The 18148-nt window shown below is 68.4% G+C and carries 16 protein-coding genes; 9 read left to right on the forward strand and 7 right to left on the reverse strand.

Annotated features, from left to right (window positions below):
- The first annotated feature begins 606 nt into the window (after positions 1 to 606).
- A complete protein-coding gene (locus VD964_RS28720) occupies positions 607 to 1110 on the forward strand; it encodes a helix-turn-helix transcriptional regulator (protein ID WP_324871848.1) in 504 nt (167 codons plus the stop codon).
- A 31-nt stretch (positions 1111 to 1141) separates the two neighbouring features.
- Here the strand turns inward: VD964_RS28720 and VD964_RS28725 are convergent, their stop codons facing one another.
- Both VD964_RS28725 and VD964_RS28730 read right to left on the reverse strand, forming a co-directional pair.
- On the reverse strand, positions 1142 to 1750 hold the full coding sequence (locus VD964_RS28725) for a transcriptional regulator (RefSeq protein WP_324871849.1): 609 nt from the start codon (positions 1748 to 1750) through the stop codon (positions 1142 to 1144).
- 64 nt (positions 1751 to 1814) lie between these two features.
- Positions 1815 to 3941 (reverse strand): ATP-binding protein, encoded by a 2127-nt coding sequence (locus tag VD964_RS28730; RefSeq protein WP_324871850.1) that lies wholly within the window; start codon positions 3939 to 3941, stop codon positions 1815 to 1817.
- A gap of 202 nt (positions 3942 to 4143) precedes the next feature.
- Between VD964_RS28730 and VD964_RS28735 the strand changes: the two genes are divergently transcribed.
- From VD964_RS28735 to VD964_RS28745, 3 genes are all read left to right on the forward strand, one after another.
- Positions 4144 to 4578, forward strand: a complete 435-nt coding sequence (locus VD964_RS28735) for a response regulator (RefSeq protein WP_310115837.1) — start codon at positions 4144 to 4146, stop codon at positions 4576 to 4578.
- 168 nt (positions 4579 to 4746) lie between these two features.
- A complete protein-coding gene (locus VD964_RS28740; protein ID WP_324871851.1) occupies positions 4747 to 5466 on the forward strand; it encodes an exopolysaccharide biosynthesis protein in 720 nt (239 codons plus the stop codon).
- Positions 5467 to 5503: 37 nt separating this feature from the next.
- A complete protein-coding gene (locus VD964_RS28745; protein WP_414637294.1) occupies positions 5504 to 6796 on the forward strand; it encodes a hemolysin family protein in 1293 nt (430 codons plus the stop codon).
- Positions 6797 to 6961: 165 nt separating this feature from the next.
- On the opposite strand, the gene VD964_RS28750 is transcribed toward VD964_RS28745, so the two are convergent.
- Positions 6962 to 7219 (reverse strand): hypothetical protein, encoded by a 258-nt coding sequence (locus VD964_RS28750; RefSeq protein WP_324871853.1) that lies wholly within the window; start codon positions 7217 to 7219, stop codon positions 6962 to 6964.
- Between the two features lie 128 nt (positions 7220 to 7347).
- The gene (locus tag VD964_RS28755; RefSeq protein WP_324871854.1) at positions 7348 to 7722 is read right to left on the reverse strand and encodes a DUF1636 domain-containing protein; all 375 of its coding nucleotides are present in this window, start codon (positions 7720 to 7722) and stop codon (positions 7348 to 7350) included.
- Positions 7723 to 7871: 149 nt separating this feature from the next.
- Here VD964_RS28755 and VD964_RS28760 point away from each other — a divergent pair, with 149 nt between their 5' ends.
- The 3 genes from VD964_RS28760 to VD964_RS28770 all read left to right on the forward strand — a co-directional run bounded on the left by VD964_RS28760 (position 7872) and on the right by VD964_RS28770 (position 12757).
- A complete protein-coding gene (locus VD964_RS28760; protein WP_324871855.1) occupies positions 7872 to 11348 on the forward strand; it encodes a hybrid sensor histidine kinase/response regulator in 3477 nt (1158 codons plus the stop codon).
- The gene (locus tag VD964_RS28765) at positions 11345 to 12289 is read left to right on the forward strand and encodes a response regulator transcription factor (RefSeq protein ID WP_324871856.1); all 945 of its coding nucleotides are present in this window, start codon (positions 11345 to 11347) and stop codon (positions 12287 to 12289) included. The genes VD964_RS28760 and VD964_RS28765 overlap by 4 nt, the downstream gene beginning before the upstream one ends.
- 216 nt (positions 12290 to 12505) lie before the next feature.
- Positions 12506 to 12757 carry a pilus assembly protein HicB gene (locus tag VD964_RS28770; RefSeq protein ID WP_324871857.1) on the forward strand — a complete coding sequence of 84 codons (252 nt, stop codon included), beginning with the start codon at positions 12506 to 12508 and terminating at the stop codon, positions 12755 to 12757.
- An 81-nt stretch (positions 12758 to 12838) separates the two neighbouring features.
- Here VD964_RS28770 and VD964_RS28775 read toward each other — a convergent pair whose 3' ends face one another.
- Genes VD964_RS28775 through VD964_RS28785 form a run of 3 tightly spaced genes read right to left on the reverse strand, consistent with a single transcriptional unit; the run spans position 12839 to position 16592 of the window.
- Complete coding sequence (locus VD964_RS28775) at positions 12839 to 15109, reverse strand: xanthine dehydrogenase family protein molybdopterin-binding subunit (protein WP_324871858.1); 2271 nt, start codon at positions 15107 to 15109, stop codon at positions 12839 to 12841.
- Complete coding sequence (locus tag VD964_RS28780; protein WP_324871859.1) at positions 15106 to 16116, reverse strand: xanthine dehydrogenase family protein subunit M; 1011 nt, start codon at positions 16114 to 16116, stop codon at positions 15106 to 15108. Before VD964_RS28780 ends, VD964_RS28775 begins: the two co-directional genes overlap by 4 nt.
- Positions 16113 to 16592 (reverse strand): (2Fe-2S)-binding protein, encoded by a 480-nt coding sequence (locus VD964_RS28785; protein WP_324871878.1) that lies wholly within the window; start codon positions 16590 to 16592, stop codon positions 16113 to 16115. Before VD964_RS28785 ends, VD964_RS28780 begins: the two co-directional genes overlap by 4 nt.
- A gap of 279 nt (positions 16593 to 16871) precedes the next feature.
- On the opposite strand from VD964_RS28785, the gene VD964_RS28790 reads away from it, so the two are divergent.
- Together VD964_RS28790 and VD964_RS28795 are read left to right on the forward strand one after the other, a co-directional pair.
- Positions 16872 to 17366 (forward strand): GFA family protein, encoded by a 495-nt coding sequence (locus VD964_RS28790; protein ID WP_324871860.1) that lies wholly within the window; start codon positions 16872 to 16874, stop codon positions 17364 to 17366.
- 7 nt (positions 17367 to 17373) lie between these two features.
- Complete coding sequence (locus VD964_RS28795) at positions 17374 to 18087, forward strand: extensin family protein (protein WP_324871861.1); 714 nt, start codon at positions 17374 to 17376, stop codon at positions 18085 to 18087.
- Positions 18088 to 18148 lie beyond the last annotated feature (61 nt).

Here is an 18148-nt window from a genome sequence, read left to right on the forward strand (position 1 = left end):
GCGCGGTCCCCGATCGGAAGTCTCCCCGGCATTCTCTTCGCATCGGCCGCTTCGCTGATGCGAAACGGTTTTTGCAAGTTCCGCGCCGGGCTTGCCTACGTTGGGGCATGCTGCGGCGTCTTGATGAAGAGAGGGTTAATCAGCGGCAGTTTTTGCCGGGCGCCCGGCAAAATATGCCTAGTGCCCCGCAAATGTTGCAGCCCTGCGACGGTACCCTTCGGCAACCGTGGGTCACGATGCCGCATCGGATTTGCGCCGCATCGGCTTCCCGGCTTGGACGGTGCCGTGCCGCGTCGCGACCATGGGTAGGACGATACCAGCCCTTGCACGAAAAGAGTGTATGCGCGCGTGGTGCCGTACGATTCCCGCGAAAGGCCTACTGTCCAAAAGAGGTATCCGGCGGAGCGGCGGTTGACATCGGCAGGCGTCGGTCATAGCTGAGTTGCATTCCGTGCCCGCAACCGGCCGATTCGTCTTGCCCGCCGACGTCTTTCCAGCTTCGACGCCGCCTGCGACGCGTTCCGGTTCGAAGGGCCAACCGGTGTCCCGGTGAGCGTCGACACGGTTCGGCGGCCGGGACCTGTACAGGATCGAAGGGGGAGAGCCATGAAACGGCGTGGCCGCGAAAAGAAGGAAGGCCTGAACGAGGTCGATGTGTTCGTCGGCCAGCGCCTGCGGGAACTGCGCATGCTGGCCGGCCTCAGCCAGAGCGACGTGGCCTCCGCCCTCGGGCTGACCTTCCAGCAGTTGCAGAAGTACGAGCGCGGCTTCAACCGCGTGTCCTCCAGCCGCCTGTTCAAGCTGGGCCAGTTCTTCCGCGTCCCCGTCTCCGTCTTCTTCGAAGGGCTGGAGAACCGCCAGCCGGCGGCCGAGGGCGGCGAGATGCCGGCGGCCGGCGGCGGCGAGGAGCAGGAGAACACCCTGCAGTCGCGCGAGGCGTTGATGCTGGCCCGCTATTTCCAGAGCATCCGCGACCCGCAGATCCGCGCCGCCATCCGCGAATTGGCGGAGCGCTGTGCCGAGCAGCAGACGGACGGCGGAGGTGAAGGCACGGCGCCGGCGGTCAAGCGCGGCCGTGCCCGCCGGGCGGAGCAGGGCGGGCACGCCTGAACCCGCTTCCCTCGCTTCGGGTGAAAGGGGTTCAGGCCGGCCGCAGCCGCCGGTAATGCTCCAGGAAGTCGGCCAACGCCTCTTCCGGGCCGAGCGGCACGATGGCTGCCTCGTCCGGGGCCGGCAGGTCGCGCCAGTTGACGCGGTGCGGAGCGCAGAGGTCGCGCAGCTCCGTCGCGAGCGCGCGCTGGTCGGCCAGCTTGACCGCCTTCGGCTCCGGGTGGCGGAAGCCGAAGCGCATGGCGAGCGCGCTCTTGATCGGTTCCACCGCCTGCCGGATGGCGTCGCGGCCGATCCGCACCTTCCACGGCGTCGGCCAGTCGCCGGTGAAGGCCTCCTCGCAATCATGCATCAGCGCGTCGTAGGCATAGCCTTCCGGCGCCAGCCGGCTGGCCAGGACGCAGTGCTGGGCGACGCTGAAGAAGGCTTGCGTGTTGCCGACGAAGCGGCACTGGTAGGCCAGCGGGCGGGCGATGTCCTCGATGTCGAAGGGGCCGAAGTCAGGCCGCTCCAAGTCCACCGTGCGGCCCGAATAGGTGATCATGACCGCGGTCGGCTCGGGTACGTCGAGCAGATCGAACTGGTCCGGATGGGTGATGCGGGGAGACCCGCTGCGCCGTTTCGGCGTGGCTTTCTTCATCCCCGGATCTCTAGCAGATCGGCCGTCCGTCGCTCAACCGCGCGTCCGTACGCCCCTCAATCCCTCAATCGTTACTGCCCGCCGGTTCCCGTACCAGGCTGCTGGTGGCGCCGACGGTGGTCTCCAGCAGCGGGAGCAGGGCGGCGACCTTGTCGATGTCGCCGGGGTTGTCGTTGATGGCGCGGGCGATGGCGGCCATGCGCGGCGCGCCGAAATTGGCCGCCAGCCCGGACAGGGTGTGGGCGGCCTGCTTCAGTTCCTTCGGACGTCCGGCCTGCAGGGCGGCGCGGATGGCCGTCAGTTCGCGCAGCGCCGTCTCCGGCAGGAGCTGCAGCATGCCGTCCAGCGCCTCGCCGCCCAGCGCCAGCCGCAGTTCCGCCAGCTTCACCCGGTCGAGCAGCGGCAGGGCCATGAAGTGGCCGCCCTCCAGCGCCGGGCGGCTGGGAATCGGCACCACGCGCCCGTCCTCCGGCCGGGTCGCCAGATCCACCAGCACGGCGTTCAGTTGCTCCCAGTCGATGGGCTTGGTCAGGTAGGCGTCGAGCCCGGCGGCCATGTGGCCATCCCGATGTTCCGGCAGGGCATCGGCGGACAGGCCGACGATGGGGATGCGCGCCACCGCGCCGTCCATCCGCCGGATCGCCCGCGCAGCCGACCGCCCGTCCAGCACCGGCATCTCCATGTCCAGGATCAGCACGTCGTAATCGGCCGCCTTGACCGCGTCCAGCACCGCCCGCCCGTCGTTGACCGCGTCGATGCGGTGGCCGATGCGGGTCATCATGGCGGTGATCAGCATGCGGTTGATGTCGTTGTCCTCGGCCAGCAGAAGCCGCAGGGCGACGGGGCTCTGCTGCGGCTCCTCCGCGGAAGCGGACATCAGGCCGCGGGTGCCCAGATCGCCGACCGGCTGGGCTTCCGCCGTGCGCGTCCTGATCGAGAAGCGGAAGGTGGAACCGCGGCCGGGCGCGCTGGCGACGGTGATCTCGCCGCCCATTGCCTCCACCAGCCGCTTGCAGATCGCCAGCCCCAGCCCGGTGCCGCCATATTTGCGGCTGGTCGAGGCGTCGGCCTGGACGAAGGCGTCGAACAGCCGTCCGCGCTGCTCCGCCGTCATGCCGATGCCGCTGTCCTGCACCTCGAACCGCAGCGTGACTGGCAGGGAAACCGGAACCGTTCCGCTCTCATCCACAGGCGCTGCGGGCGGATCGGGCGACCACACTGCGATCTCGATGGCGCCACGCTCGGTGAACTTGATGGCGTTGGACACCAGGTTGAACAGCACCTGCCGCAGCCGCGTCGGGTCGCCGCGGATGTGGCGCGGCGTGTCGTCGGCAATGGAGGCGGACAGGGTCAGCCCCTTCGCCGCCGCGCGTACCAGGAAAAGCTGGACCACGTCGTCGACCAGCCGGGGCAGGGAGAAGTCGATCTCCTCCAGCATCAGCTGCCCGGCCTCGATCTTGGAGAAGTCGAGCACGTCGTTCAGGATGGTCATCAGCGTGTCCGCCGACGACCGCAGGGTCCGCACGAAGGATTTCTGCTGGTCCGACAGGCCGGTTCCCATCAGAAGGTCGCCCATGCCGATCACCGCGGTCATCGGCGTGCGCAGCTCGTGGCTCATCATCGCCAGGAAGCGCGACTTGGCGCGGCTGGCATTTTCCGCCGCCATCTGGGCGGCCTCGGCGTCCTCCCGCGCGCCGTCCAGCTTTTCGGCCAGCGCGAAGGTCTCCGCCGCCAGCCGGGTCAGCTGCTCCTCGGCGGCGCGCAGTTCCTGTTCCGACCGGCGGCTGCGGGTGACGTCGGCGCAGGAGACGGTGATCCAACGTGTCGTCCCATCCGGCCCCGGCACCGGCCGCAGGGTCAGGGCGTTCCAGAAGGCGCTGCCGTCCTTGCGGTGGTTCAGCACCTCCACCGACAGCGGGCGCGCCTCCGCCAGGGCGGCGCGGATGGTCGCCGCGGTCTCCGGATCGGTGTCGGGCCCCTGCAGGAAGAAACCGTCGTGGCCGATCACCTCGTCCGCCCGGTAGCCGATAATCTCCAGGAAGGCGCGGTTGCAATAGACGATCGGCTGGCCGGGGAGCGTCGCGTCGTGCACCACGATCCCGGCGCCGCTGGCCTCCACCACGGCGGCGAGCATCGCCGCGTCGGGCGAGGCGCCGAAGGGCAGGGCGGGATCGGCGGGCGGTGCGGTCACGGGGTGGGAGGTCCTTCTCCGGTTCGGGCTGCAAGGATAAGGCGTCGCGCCGGCGATTGCCATTCCCCGCCGGTCGGATTTGTGCGGTCCGGCTCTCGCTAATGCAATTCCGTTAACGACTGCGCAACGGTGCATTACAAAAACTGTGACCGATGGCCGCCGGCGCGAGCGCCGGAGGCAACGGGGCCAAGCGGAGAGCGTCATGGTGGTGGAGGCAGGCGGCGGCACTCGTCAGATCCGGACGATCCACGATCTGGGTGTGCTGCTGGTCGAGGACGATGATTTTACCCGAAAGCTGATCTCGCGCCTGCTGCACGACATCAAGGTGCGGGCGGTGTTCGAGGCGGCGGACGGCATCCAGGCGCTCGACATCCTCCGCAAGAACGGCGGGGACGTGGATGCGGCGATCTGCGACCTGGAGATGCCGCGCATGGGCGGGCTGGACCTGCTGCACGCGCTGCGCACGGCCACCGGCAACCCGCTGGCCGACCTGCCGGTCCTGGTCCTCACGGGCCATCGCGAGGCGGATGTGGTCAAGCGCGCCATCGCATACGGCATCTCCGGCTATCTGGTGAAGCCGGTATCGAAGGCCGACCTGACCAAGCGGCTGAGCTTCGCCATCCAGAAGAAGCAATAGGCCGTTTGTCCGGCCGGATCGCCTTTTGCGGGGGCCAACCTGCGCTGGCGCTTTGGCCGCCCTTCCTGTAGAAGGGAGATTGATGCCGCCGCGACGCGAAAGGTCCATGGGTTCCTGCCATCCTTCGCCCGGCCCGCTCCGATCCCGTTACCGGCATCGGGGAGAGCCGTGAGCAAAGACCGACCTCCCGGGTCGTCCCCCAGGTCGAACGACGCCCGTCCCCCCGGTGCGGACCGGGCTTGTGCGCGCGTTTCCGACCTGCTGGACGACTTTCTGGCTCGCGGTGACGAGGCTGCCTCCGGCGGCGCCTCGCAGTCCACTTCCGGCCCCGTTTCTCCCGACCGCATATCGTTGGGCGAGGTGATGGATGCGCTGGGCGACCGCGCCTTCGGCGCGCTGCTGCTGATCCTGTCCATCCCCAATGTCCTTCCGGTGCCCGGCCTGTCGACCGCCACCGGCGTGCCGATGATCCTGATCGGCGCCCAGATGGCAGTGGGCCGGCATGGCCCCTGGCTGCCGCGCCGCATGCTGGCGGTCACCTTCGACCGCAAGGCCTTCCTGGGCGTGATCCGCCGGGCAAAACCTTGGGCCGACCGGCTGGAGCGGCGCCTGCGCGCCCGCATGCCGGCGCTGGCCGGCCCCACCGCCGAGCGTTTCCTGGGGCTGGCGGTGATGGTGCTCGCCGGCATCCTGTCCCTTCCCATCGTCTTCGGAAACCAGCCCCCCGCCCTCGCCATCGCGCTGATCGCGCTGGGACTTATGGAATCCGACGGAGTTTTCGTGTCGGCCGGCCTCGTCGCCGGCCTTCTTTCCATCGCCATCATCGTCGCCATCCTGCTCGGTCTCGGGCAGGCGGCGGTCGCCGTGGCGCAACAATTGATCGGTTGAGGGAGCGCCCTTTGGGCATACCGCCATGATTTGGGAATTGTTGGTCATCGTCCTGCTGATCCTGATCAACGCCTTCTTCGCGATGTCGGAGATGGCGCTGGTGTCCGCGCGCCGCGGCCGGCTTCAGCAGATGGCCGAGGAAAAAGGCGGCGCCGGCGCCCGCGCAGCATTGGATCTGTCGGAGGATCCGAGCCGCTTCCTGTCGACCGTGCAGGTCGGCATCAGCCTGACCGGCATCATCGCCGGCGCTTACGGCGGCTCCACCCTTGCCGAACGGCTGGGCGGCGTCCTGAACGAGCGGGTCGAGTGGATCGCGCCCTATGGCCACACCGTCGCCTTCGCGCTGGTGGTCGCGGCCATCACCTATTTCTCTCTGATCGTCGGCGAACTGGTGCCCAAGCGCGTGGCGCTGATCTCGGCGGAGCGGATCGCCGCCCTGGTGGCCGCCCCGATGCGGACGATCGCGCGCCTGTCCGCCCCGGTGGTCTGGCTGCTGGGCGTGTCCAGCGACGCGGTGCTGAAGCTTCTGCGCCTGCCGACCTCGCGCGAGCAGACGGTGACGGAGGAGGAGGTCAAGACCCTGATTGCCGAAGGCACTCAGAGCGGCGTCTTCGAGCCCGCCGAACGCCAGATGATCGAGGGTGTGATGCACCTGTCCGACCGGACGGTGCGGTCGATCATGACCCCGCGCCCCGACCTGATCTGGCTGGACATCGACGACAAGCCCGACGTGGTCGGCCGGGAGATCTGCGATAGCGGCTATTCCCGCTTCCCGGTCTGCCGCGGCGACGTGGACGAGCTGCAGGGCGTGGTGGCCGCCAAGGCCCTGCTCGACCAGTCGCTGAACGGCATTGCCTTCGACCTGAAGGCGGCGATGGTCCAGCCGCTGGTCGTCCATGACGGCACGCCGGTCTTCCGCCTTCTCGACCTGTTCAAGCAGGCCAGCGTCCACATGGCGATCGTGGTGGACGAATATGGCAGCGTCGAGGGTCTGGTCACCATGACCGACATCCTGGAGGCCATCGCCGGCGAGTTGCCCGACAGCACCCACGAGGGCGAGGCCGCCGCCATCCAGCGCGAGGACGGCAGCTGGCTTGTCGACGGCATGACCCCGGTGGAGGAGGTCGAGGCGCTGGTCGGCGTCAAGAACATGAAGGGGGAGGGCGATTTCCACACCATCGCCGGCTTTCTCCTCGATCATTTCGGCCACATTCCGACCGCGGCGGAGCATCTGTTCTGGAACGGCATCCGCTTCGAGGTCGTCGACATGGACGGCCGCCGCATCGACAAGGTGCTGATCCAGCTGAACCCGGAGATTTCGGAGGGGTGAGGGTTCGACTTGGCAAGTTAGACCCCCACCCAACCCTCCCCCGCTGGGCGGGGGAGGGGGTGAGTGCTGATATGGGAGAGTGGCGGCAGTCCCTCCCCCGCCCAGCGGGGGAGGTTAGGTGGGGGTATAACTCACCCCAATCCATGCCTCTCGGCGCCCACTCCCTCAATGCACCGCCGTCACCCCGCCGCAGAACCGCACGCCCTCGTCCCCGTTCGTCATCCGCACCGCCTGCACCAGGTCGCGCACCTCTTCGGTCAGGTCGTCCGCGCTCCAGCCATGCCCGTCGGCACCGGCCACCACCAGCAGGCGGAGCGTGGTCCGCAGCAGGTCGCCGGCCTCCCAGCCGTTGGAGCGTTCCGCCTCGCGCGCCATGTGCAACAGGCCGGTGGCGCAGTTCAGGACCTCGGGGTCGACCTTCATCGGGCGCTCCTCCTTGCTCGCGGGGGGAGATTGATTGGTGTGGCCAACAATAATTGGGGCGCGGCCTTGGTCTGTCAAACACGTCCTTCGGAAGTAGTGGAAAGTACCTAAGTACCGTCTGCTTGCCGTCACTCTTCCAGCGGCGGCAGGCGGGAAACGAAACGACCTTTGACGCCCTGGGGCCATTGCTTGAACGGAACGATCCCATCCGCGGTCGCCGCATAGGCACGCAGATAGGCGGTCAGCGTTTCCGCCGTCACTTCGTCCGGGGCGAAGTCGCCCAGCACATAGCTCATCCGCCGGGCCGAGCGCACCGCGACGGCGCAAGGGCGCTTGCAGGTCATCAGGCAACGCATCGGCCGCAGCCGCACCTGGGCGGCCAGATCGGGGGCGTCGGCCAGCACCCGCTCCATCAGCGCCACCAGCTCCGCCCCCGGACGGACGGCTTCGGGCGGGTCTTCCGGACGGCGGCAGGTTTCGCAGACGACTAGCTCGACGGTCATGCTTGGGCTTTCCGAAATTTTCCGGTTCTTGCGGACCGACAGCTAGAGGCCGGTTGGGATGCTGTCAACGCGCTTGCGGCTTGCCATCCGCTGCCAAACTCCCGACGATGCGGTCGGGCGGACTTCAAGGACGGGAACGGCGGACGGGCATGAGCGCGAGGCAACGGATCGTCCGTGAACGCCGGCAGTACAACCAGCTCGCCGCCGATCAGACCATGGAGGACTATGCGCTCCGCTACACGGCGGAGCGGGCTCGGCGCTGGACCGCATGGCGGGTCGCCAACACCGCGCTGGGCGCCATCTCCTTCCTGGCCTGCGAGGCGATCGGCGCGGCGGTGACGCTGACCTACGGCTTCGAGAATGCCATGGCCGCCATCCTGGCGGTGGCGGTGCTCAGCATCCTGGTCGGTCTGCCCATCACCTACCATGCGGCCAAGGCCGGGGTGGACATCGACCTGCTGGCCCGCGGCGCGGGTTTCGGCTATCTGGGCTCGACCATCACCTCGCTGGTCTACGCCTCCTTCACCTTCATCCTGTTCTCCATCGAGGCCAGCATCATGTCGGCCGGGCTGACCATGGTGCTGGGCATCCCGGCCTCGGTCGCCCACGTCATCAGTTCGCTGGCGGTGATTCCCATCGCCGTCTACGGCATCCGCTTCATCAGCCGCATGCAATGGGCGACGCAGCCGGTGTGGATCCTGCTGCAATGCGTGCCGCTGGCCTATTTCTTCCTGCTCGACCGCGAAACCCTGGCGCAGTGGACCTCGCTGCCCGGAGTCTATGCGCCGGAGGGCGGGCTGTCGCTGCTGCCCTTCGGCATGGCGGCCTCGGTCCTGCTGTCGCTGCTGCCGCAGATCGGCGAACAGGTGGACTACCTTCGCTTCCTGCCCTCCCGGGCCCGCATCGGCAAGCTGCGCTGGTGGGCGGCGATGCTGGCCGGCGGGCCGGGCTGGGTGCTGATCGGCAGCCTGAAGCTGGCGGCGGGCTCGCTGCTGGCCTTCCTCGCGCTGAAGCACGGGATGCAGCCGGCGGACGCGGTGCAGCCCAACAGCATGTACCACATGGCCTTCCTCGACGTGTTCGGCTCGCCCGCCGCGGCGCTGGCGCTGACCGGCATCTTCGTCGTGGTCTGCCAGATGAAGATCAACGTCACCAACGCCTATGCCGGCTCCATCGCCTGGTCGAACTTCTTCTCCCGCCTGACCCGCAGCCATCCCGGCCGCGTCGTCTGGCTGGTGTTCAATGTGCTGCTGGCCCTGCTGCTGATGGAGATCGGCATCCTCGGCGTGATCGAGAGCATTCTCGGCCTCTACGCCAACGTCGCGGTGGGCTGGCTGGGGGCGGTCGCCGCGGATCTCGCCATCAACAAGCCTCTCCGTTTCAGCCCGCCGGGAATCGAGTTCAAGCGCGCCCACCTCTACGACATCAACCCGGTCGGCACCGGGGCGATGGGCCTGTCGGTGCTGTGCTCCACCACCGCCTTCTTCGGGCTGCTGGGGCCGGTGGCCCAGGCGCTGGCCCCCTTCATCGGGCTGGTGGTCGCCTTCGCCGCCGCCCCGCTGATCGCCTGGAGGACCAAGGGCCGCTACTACATCGCCCGCAAGTCCGACACTCTGCCCGGCGATGCCGCGACCATCCGCTGTTCGATCTGCGAAAACCACTTCGAACGGCCGGACATGGCCTTCTGCCCGGCCTACGACGCGCCGATCTGCTCGCTGTGCTGCACGCTGGAGGCGCGCTGCCACGATCTGTGCAAGAAGGACAGCCGCTTCGCCGACCAGATCGCCCACAGCCTGCAACGGGTGCTGCCCAAGCGGATGGCGGCGGGGGTCCACACCCGCACCGGCCACTTCATCGGGGTGATGACGCTGTTCTCGCTGGTGCTGGGCGGGGTGCTGATCGTCATCGACTTCCAATACGCCAACGCCGATGCGGCGGAGCGGGCGGCGATCCACACCGCGCTGTTCACCGTCTTCGTCTGCCTGTTCATCCTGTCCGGCGTCGCCGCCTGGCTGCTGGTGCTTGCCCATGAAAGCCGCCGCAAGGCGGAGGAGGAGACCGCCCGCCAGACCGCCATGCTGATGGACGAGATCGCCGCCCACGAACGCACCGACGCCGCCTTGCAGAAGGCCAAGGAAGTGGCGGAGGCCGCCAACGCCGCCAAGAGCCGCTACATCATCGGCGTCAGCCACGAAATCCGCGCGCCGCTCAACGCCATTTCCGGCTATGCCCAGCTTTTGGAAAGCAACAGCACCCAGCGCCCGCAGGACGCCGTCCGCGTCATCCGCCGCAGCGCGGAGCATCTGTCGAACCTGATCGACGGGCTGCTGGACATCTCGAAGATCGAATCGGGCCTGCGCCGGCTCAGCCGCGACAAGGTGCAGCTGATCGACTTCCTCGACCAGCTGGCCGACATGTTCCGCATCCAGGCCACCGCCAAGGGGCTGGAGTTCCGCTATGCCCGCGTGCCGCACCTGCCGGCCTGGGTCCACACCGACAGCAAGATCCTGCGCCAGATCCTGATCAACCTGCTGTCCAACGCGGTGAAATACACCGAGACCGGCCATGTCGCGCTGAATGTACGCTACCGCAGCCAGATCGCGGAGTTCGAGATCGTCGACACCGGCATCGGCATCCGGGAGGAGGATCTCGACCGCGTCTTCGAGCCGTTCGAGCGCGGACGCGGGGCGGCGGTGCGGGCGGTGGCCGGCACCGGCCTCGGCCTCACCATCACGCGGGTGCTGACCCGGATCATGGGCGGCGACATCGCCGTGCGCAGCACGCTGGGGCAGGGCAGCGTCTTCACCGTCCGCCTGCTGCTGTCGGAGGCGATGCACCGGCCGGGCGAGCAGGCGGAGCGGCGCTCCATCACCGGCTATGCCGGGCCGCAGATCACCATCCTGCTGGCCGACGACGACCGCGACCATCTGGCGCTGATGACCGACATCCTGCGCCCACTGGGATTCGTGCTGTTCACCGCGTCGGACGCCGCCGGCTGCCTGGAACTGGCGGCGCAGTGCAAGCCGGACCTCGCCATGCTCGACATCTCCATGCCGGGAGAGAGCGGCTGGGACGTGGCCGACGGGCTGCGCCGGCAGTTCGGCGACGGCATCCGGATCATCATGGTGTCGGCCAACGCGTATGAGGCGCAGGGGCCGGGCGATGGGCGGGCGCCGCACGACGCCTTCGTCGCGAAGCCCATCGAGATCCATGCGCTGTTGGATCGGGTTCAGGCTCTGACCGGGCTGGAATGGATCCATGCCGTGGAAAAGCCGCCGGAACCGCTTGCGCCGGCACCGGTGGCGGTCAAGTCTGCGGAGCCGCCTCCTGCTCCCATCGTCGCGGCGGCTCCAGCCCGGCCGCCGGATTCGGCGCTGCGTCATCTCGACGACCTGCGCCAATTGGGCCGGATCGGTTACATTCGCGGAATCGAGGCCAAGCTGCGCGAGATCGAGGCGGAGGATGCGGCCGCAACGCCCTTCGTCGAACGGCTGCGGACGCTGGTGCGCGCCTTCGACCTGAAGGGCTATATGCGCGCGGTGGAAGAGGCCGCTCAAGTCGATGGCAAGCAAGTCGATGGTAGGGGACCGGAGGGAGAGGCAGTGGACGGGGCCGTGACAGGATGAAACGCCGCGACATGATCCTGGTGGTGGACGACACCCCCGACACGCTGGGATTCCTGACGGAGGCCATCGAACAGGCCGACCTGACCGTGCTGGTCGCCGTGGACGGCGAAAGCGCGCTGGAGCTGGTCGGCCAGATCACGCCGGACCTGATCCTGATGGACGCCGTCATGCCGGGGCTGGACGGCTTCGAGACCTGCCGGCGGCTGAAGCAGATCCCCCATTTGTCGCACCTGCCCGTGATCTTCATGACCGGGCTCAGCGACACCGAGCATGTGGTGAAGGGGCTGGAGGCCGGCGGCGTCGATTACGTCACCAAGCCCATCGTGGTGGATGAGCTGATCGCCCGCATCCGCGTCCACCTGACCAACGCCCGCGTCGCCTACGGCGCCCGCGCCGCGCTGGACGCCACCGGCCGCTTCCTGCTGGCGACGGACGGGGAGGGGAGGCTGCTGTGGTGCACCCCCCAGGCGGAACGGCTGCTGGGCGGGCTGCTGCCGGGTGCGGACGGTGTTCGGCCGGAATTGGCCCCCAATTTGGCTGCGACCTTGGCGGCCGGTCTGGTCCGTCTGCGCCAGGGGTCCAGCCCCGGCGCCGCGGCGGAGAGCTTCACGCTCGACCTGCCGGACGGCGAGGGGATGCGTCGGCTGGAGTTCACCTATCTCAGCCCGGCCAATCCGGACGAATACCTGTTCCGCCTCAGCGAACCGGCCGCCGGCCGGCAGGAGGCGATCCTGCGCGACGCGCTGGGCCTGACCGTGCGCGAGGCGGAGGTCCTGCTGTGGATCGCCAACGGCAAGCCCAACCGCGACATCGGCGAGATCCTGGGCATCAGCCCACGCACGGTGAACAAGCATCTGGAACAGGTCTTCGCCAAGCTGGGCGTGGAGAACCGCGCCTCCGCCGCGGCGCTGGCGATCCGGACCCTGGCGGCACGGGGGTGAGCGGAAGAAGTCCACCGCTTCGCTGCAGATTGCATTTGCCGGTCCGCCGTCTTCTATCTGCATCGACCTCCCGGCGGACGAGATGGTGCTGGAGGCGGCGGTCAATGGCAGGGCGGATGTGCTGGTAACCCACAATGTCCGGGACTTTGCCGCAGCCGCGCCGCGGTTCGGCATTCCGGTTCTCCGGCCTGCGGAGTTTCTGCGAGGAGTGGCGATATGAGCAAGGCGACCTACCCCCTGAAGCTGCCCGCGTCCGTCAAGGACGCCGCTGCCCGGCTGGCCCGTGAGGATGGCGTGTCTTTAAACCAGTGGATCGCCGCCGCCGTCGCCGAGAAGGTCGGTGCCGTCGAAACGGCAGCCTCCTTCCTGAAGGCCCGTGCCGGCACCGCGACCGGCGCAGGCTTGCGCTCCTTCCTGGACAGGGTGCCGGACAGACCGCCACAGACCGGCGACGAACTGGAGCGGTGATTACAGTTCCGAAAGTGGAGTGACCATACCCGGAGCCGGTTTGGGGAGGAGGTCCTCCTACATGGCGCCTCCTCCCTGTACCTATGCCCCCAATACCTTGTCCACCGTGATCGGCAGGTCGCAGAGGCGCTTGCCGGTCGCGTGGTGGATGGCGTTGGCGATGGCGGCGGGGACGCCGACGATGCCGATCTCGCCGACGCCCTTGGCGCCCAGCGGGTTGACGATGTCGTCATGCTCCTCGACGAAGATGACGTCGATGTCGTGGACGTCGGCGTTCACCGGGATGTGGTATTCGGCGAAGTCGTGGTTCATGAAGCGGCCGAGCCGCTGGTCGGTCATCGACTCCTCCTCCAGCGCCATGCCGATGCCCCACACCACCGCACCCAGCACCTGGCTGCGCGCCGTCTTCGGGTTGATGATGCGGCCGGCGGCGACCGCACTGACCACGCGGGTGACCTGCACCGTGCCCAGATCCTCGTCCACCCGCACCTCCGCGAAGATGGCGGAGTGGGTGCCGAGCGCATGCTGCATCTGCGACTTGTAATAGGGGATGGAGCGCGCCTCGTCCTCCAGCACCAGCAGATCGTTGGCACGCATCACCTCGGTGATCGACATACGCCAGGACGGATCGGCCTTGGCGATCAGGAAGCCGTCGGCGAAGACCAGATCGTCGGCCTTCAGCCCCTTCAGCGGACCGTCGTTCAGCCCCACCGCCAGCCCGGCGAGCTTGTCGCGCAGCCGGTCGCACACCGCCTTCACCGCCGAGCCGACCGACGACACCGTCCAGGAGCCGCCCTGCAGCGGCGCCATCGGCAGGTTGCTGTCGCCCAGTTGGAACGACACCTTGTCGATCGGCAGGCCCAGGATGTCGGCGGCGATCTGAGTCATCGCCGTGTAGGTGCCGGGGCCGATATCGGCGGTGGCGCTGCCCACCGTCAGCGTTCCGTCGATGCCGAGCCGGGCCGATGCCGCCGCCTGCCCCTGCATCGCATCCCACACGCCGGACGCCATGCCCCAGCCAATCAGTTGCCGCCCCTCCCGCATGGAACGGGGAGTATGGTTGCGCTTGTGCCAGCCGAAACGCTCCGCCCCCTGCCGGAAGCAGGCGCGCAGCTCCTTGCTGGAGAAGGGCTTGTCCGTGTTGGGATCGACCTCGGTGTAGTTCTTCAGTCGCAACTCCAGCGGATCCATGCCCAGCTTGGCCGCCAGCTCGTCCATGGCGATTTCCAGCGCCGGGACGCCGGTGGCCGCACCGGGGGCGCGCTGGTCGAGCGGGGTGTGGGTGTCCATCCGGGCCAGCTTGTAGTCCAGCCGGACATTGTCGCATTTGTACTGCTGGCCCGACCAGTTGACGACGACCTCGACATAGTTCTCGGTCTGCGAGGTCTCCTGCACCGCCTCGTGGATCATGGCGGTCAGCGTGCCGTCCTTGCGGGCGCCCAGCGCCACGCGCTGCAGCGTTTCGGGGCGGTGGCCGAAGCTGAACATCTGCGGCCGCGACAGCTCCACCCGCACCGAGCGCTTCAGCGTGGTCGCCGCCAGCACGGCCATGAACAGCTGGTGCTGCGGCCTGAGGCCGGAGCCGAAGGCGCCGCCGACGAAGGGCGAGATCACCCGCACCGCGTCCTTGGACAGGTTGAAGACGTTGCAGACATAGGTCTGGGTGTTCAGCGGTCCCTGGGTCTTGTCATGGACGGTCAGCGTGCCGTCATTGTGGTGGATGACGGTGGAGGCGTGCATCTCCATCGGGTTGTGGTGCTCGACCGCCTGGGTGAAATGCAGGTCGATGCTGACCTCCGCCTCGGCCAGCGCGCGGTCGGCATCGCCGCGCGGCTTCGGCGGCGGCTGGAACCCGCCCTTGTCCTTGCCGGGGGTGAAGGCCTTGGCCTGCGCCGCGTGCAGGTCGGTCTGGTGCTCGTCGGCCTCATAGACGACATGGATCAGCCGGGCGGCATAGCGCGCCAGTTCGAAGCTCTCCGCCACCACCAGGGCGATGGGCTGGAGCGAATGGTGGATCGTCGCGTCGTAGAGCGGGCGGAAGGGCGATCCCTTGGGCGCGTCGTCATCCTTCCACTTGCGGTCGAACCAGGGCAAGCTCGGCCGGTTCTCGTGCGTGAAGACTTGGAAGACGCCGGGCAGGACCAGCGCCTTTGAGGTATCCATGCTCAGGATGCGCCCGCGGGCGATGGCGCTCGACAGGATATAGCCGTGGGCGAGGCCGGGCGTGTTGAACTCCGCGGCGTATTTGGCGCCGCCGGTCACCTTCAGCCGGCCGTCGACGCGGTTGACGGGCTTGCCGATCTGGGCGCCGGGATTGTCCAGCGGATCGGGGATGCTCGGTTTGGCGATCATGGATGCTCCACTCCGGCGGCTTCGGCCAGCGCCCGGACGATGGCGCGCTCGGCAAGTCCGATCTTGAAGGCGTTGTGGGAATGGCCCTTGGCGTCGCGCAGAAGCACGCGCGCCGCCTCGCGGAAATTCTCCAGCGAGGCCGGCTTGCCGGCCAGTTCGGCTTCGGCCGCCGGATCGCGCCAGGGCTTGTGGGCGACGCCGCCCAGCGCCAGCCGGGCGGTGCGGATCGTCTGCCCATCCATCTCCAGCGCCGCCGCCACCGACACCAGGGCGAAGGCGTAGGAGGCGCGGTCGCGCACCTTCAGGTAGGTGGAATGCTTGGCGAATCCCTCCACCGGCAGGTCGATGGCGGTGATCAGCTCGTCGGCGGCCAGAGTGCTGTCGATGTGCGGGGTGTCGCCGGGCAGGCGGTGGAACTCGGCGAAGGGGATTGTGCGTTCCCCCTTCGGGCCGCTGACGCGCACCACTGCCTCCAGCGCCGCCAGGGCGACGCACATGTCGGACGGGTGGGTGGCGATGCAGTGGTCGCTGGCGCCCAGGATGGCGTGGATGCGGTTGACGCCGGTCAGCGCGCCGCAGCCGGTCCCCGGCTCCCGTTTGTTGCAGGGGGTGCCGGTGTCGTAGAAGTAATAGCAGCGCGTCCGCTGCAGCAGGTTGCCGCCGTTGGTCGCCATGTTGCGCAGCTGCGCCGAGGCCCCGGCCAGGATCGCTTTGGACAGCATCGGATAACGGGCCTGCACCCGCTCGTCATAGGCGGTGTCCGAATTGCGGGCGAGCGCGCCGAGCCGCAGCCCTCCGCTTTCCGTCTCCTCGATGCGGTCGAGGCCGAGGCGCGAAATGTCGACCAGCCGTTCCGGCCGCATCACGTCGGCCTTCATCAAATCCAGCAGGTTGGTGCCGCCGGCGACGAACTTCACCGCCGCCTCGGTCGTCGTGCCGGACTGGCCCGAAACGCCGCGCAGCGCCGCATCGACGCTGTCGGGGCGGTGGTAGGAGAAGGCCCTCATGGCTTGCCTCCATCCTTCGATTGCCCATCCATCACCTGCCGGATCGCCGCGACGATGTTGGGATAGGCGCCGCAGCGGCACAGGTTGCCGCTCATCAGCTCGCGGATGTCGTCGTCGGTCCTGGCGTGGCCTTCCTCCAGCATGCCGACGGCGGAGCAGATCTGCCCCGGCGTGCAATAGCCGCACTGGAAGGCGTCATGTTCGACAAAGGCCTCCTGCAGCGGATGGAGCGTGTCGCCGCTGGCCAGCCCCTCGATGGTGGTGACGCTCCGCCCCTCCATCATCACGGCCAGCGTCAGGCAGGAGTTGATGCGCCGTCCGTCGACCAGCACGGTGCAGGCGCCGCACTGCCCATGGTCGCAGCCCTTCTTGGTGCCGGTCAGGTCGAGATGCAGGCGCAACGCGTCGAGCAGGCTGGTCCAGGGGGCGACATGCAGCGTCCTGCGGCCGCCGTTGAGGGTCAGGGTGACTTCCATCTCTTCAGGGGGCATCGCTTCCGGCGGCGGTGCCGGCTGCGTGTGGGCATGGCCCTGGGGCGCTGGACCTGTTGGCTGGGACATGACCGCTCCGACTGCTGGCAGGGGGGTGCGCCGCCGGCCGCGGGGGTGCGGCGGCGCGTCTTGGCTTGCGGGGGTAACAGCCGCCCTTCCGCTGCGTTCCCTCGGCGGTGATGGTGGCAAACGGCGTTCGCGGTCCCATCTGGTGCGGAGTGCGGCGCCCGCTGCCGGCGCCACCCCATCGCGGAGACCCCTGCCATGAAACTCTCCGGTTCCTGCCGCTGCGGTGCCGTCCGCTTCACGCTGAACTCGCCGACGCCGGTGCCCTACATGCACTGCTACTGCACGATCTGCCGCAAGAGCGCCGGCGGCGGCGGTTACGCCATCAACCTGGGCGGCGATGCCGACACGCTGGAGGTGGAGGGACGCGAGGCCGTTGAGATGTGGCGCGCGCCCATCGACGATCCCGACCATCCGGGGCAAACCCATCTCGGCCCGTCGCACCGCCATTTCTGCAAGCATTGCGGCACCGCGCTGTGGGCGGAGGATCCGGCTTGGCCGGAACTGGTCCACCCCTTCGCCTCGGCCATCGACACGCCGTTGCCGACCCCGCCGGAGCGGGCGCATATCATGCTGGACTTCAAGGCGCCCTGGGTGGAGGTGCCCAGTGGCCCGACCGACGTCCGGTTCGACCAATATCCGGAAGAATCGCTGGAGGACTGGCACCGGCGCCACGGTCTGCTGGACCGCTAGACGGCCCATGATGGCAAGGCTGCTGCGATGGCTGGCGCTGCTGGTCCTGCTGGCGCTGGCCGGGGCGACGGCCGGGGTGTGGGGCGGGCTGATCGTCGTGCCGCCCCGCTACGACCCCTGGGCTCCGCTCGACCTGCGGGCGGAGCCGGACTGGCTGACCGGATTCAAGCTGTCGCGGCTGGAGCGCGATCCGGAGCTGTGCCGGGCAGCGCTGGGCAACACGAACCTGCGTTTCACTCCCATGCCCGACCGCCCATCCGACGAGAACTGCGCCTTGCAGGGGGTGGTGCGGGTGTCGCGCACGGACATCACCTTCAGCAGCGGCTTCATCGCCACCTGCGGCCTCGCCGCCGCCTGGACCCTGTTCGAGACGCACGCCCTGCAGCCGGCGGCGCAAACGCATTTCGGCCAGAAGGTGGCGCGCGTCGAGCATCTCGGCACCTATGCCTGCCGCAACGTCTATGGTCGGGCGGAGGGGCGGCGCAGCGAACATGCCGGCGCCAACGCCATCGATCTCGGCGGCTTCGTTCTGGCCGACGGCACGCGGATCAGCGTTCTGAACGACTGGAAGAAGACCGGCGACGCACGGAAGGCCGCGTTCCTGCGCGACGTGCGCGACGGCGCCTGCCGCTTCTTCGACGTGGTGCTGGGCCCGGACTACAACGAGGCCCACCGCAACCACTTCCACCTGGACATGGGCGTCTTCAGCACCTGCCGTTGAGGGAACCGCCCCATGGGCCTCCTGTTGCTGGGCTCAAGACGAACGCGACACGATCCGGCAA

The sequence above is a fragment of the Azospirillum sp. genome (assembly GCF_035628975.1).
Lineage (GTDB): Bacteria > Pseudomonadota > Alphaproteobacteria > Azospirillales > Azospirillaceae > Azospirillum.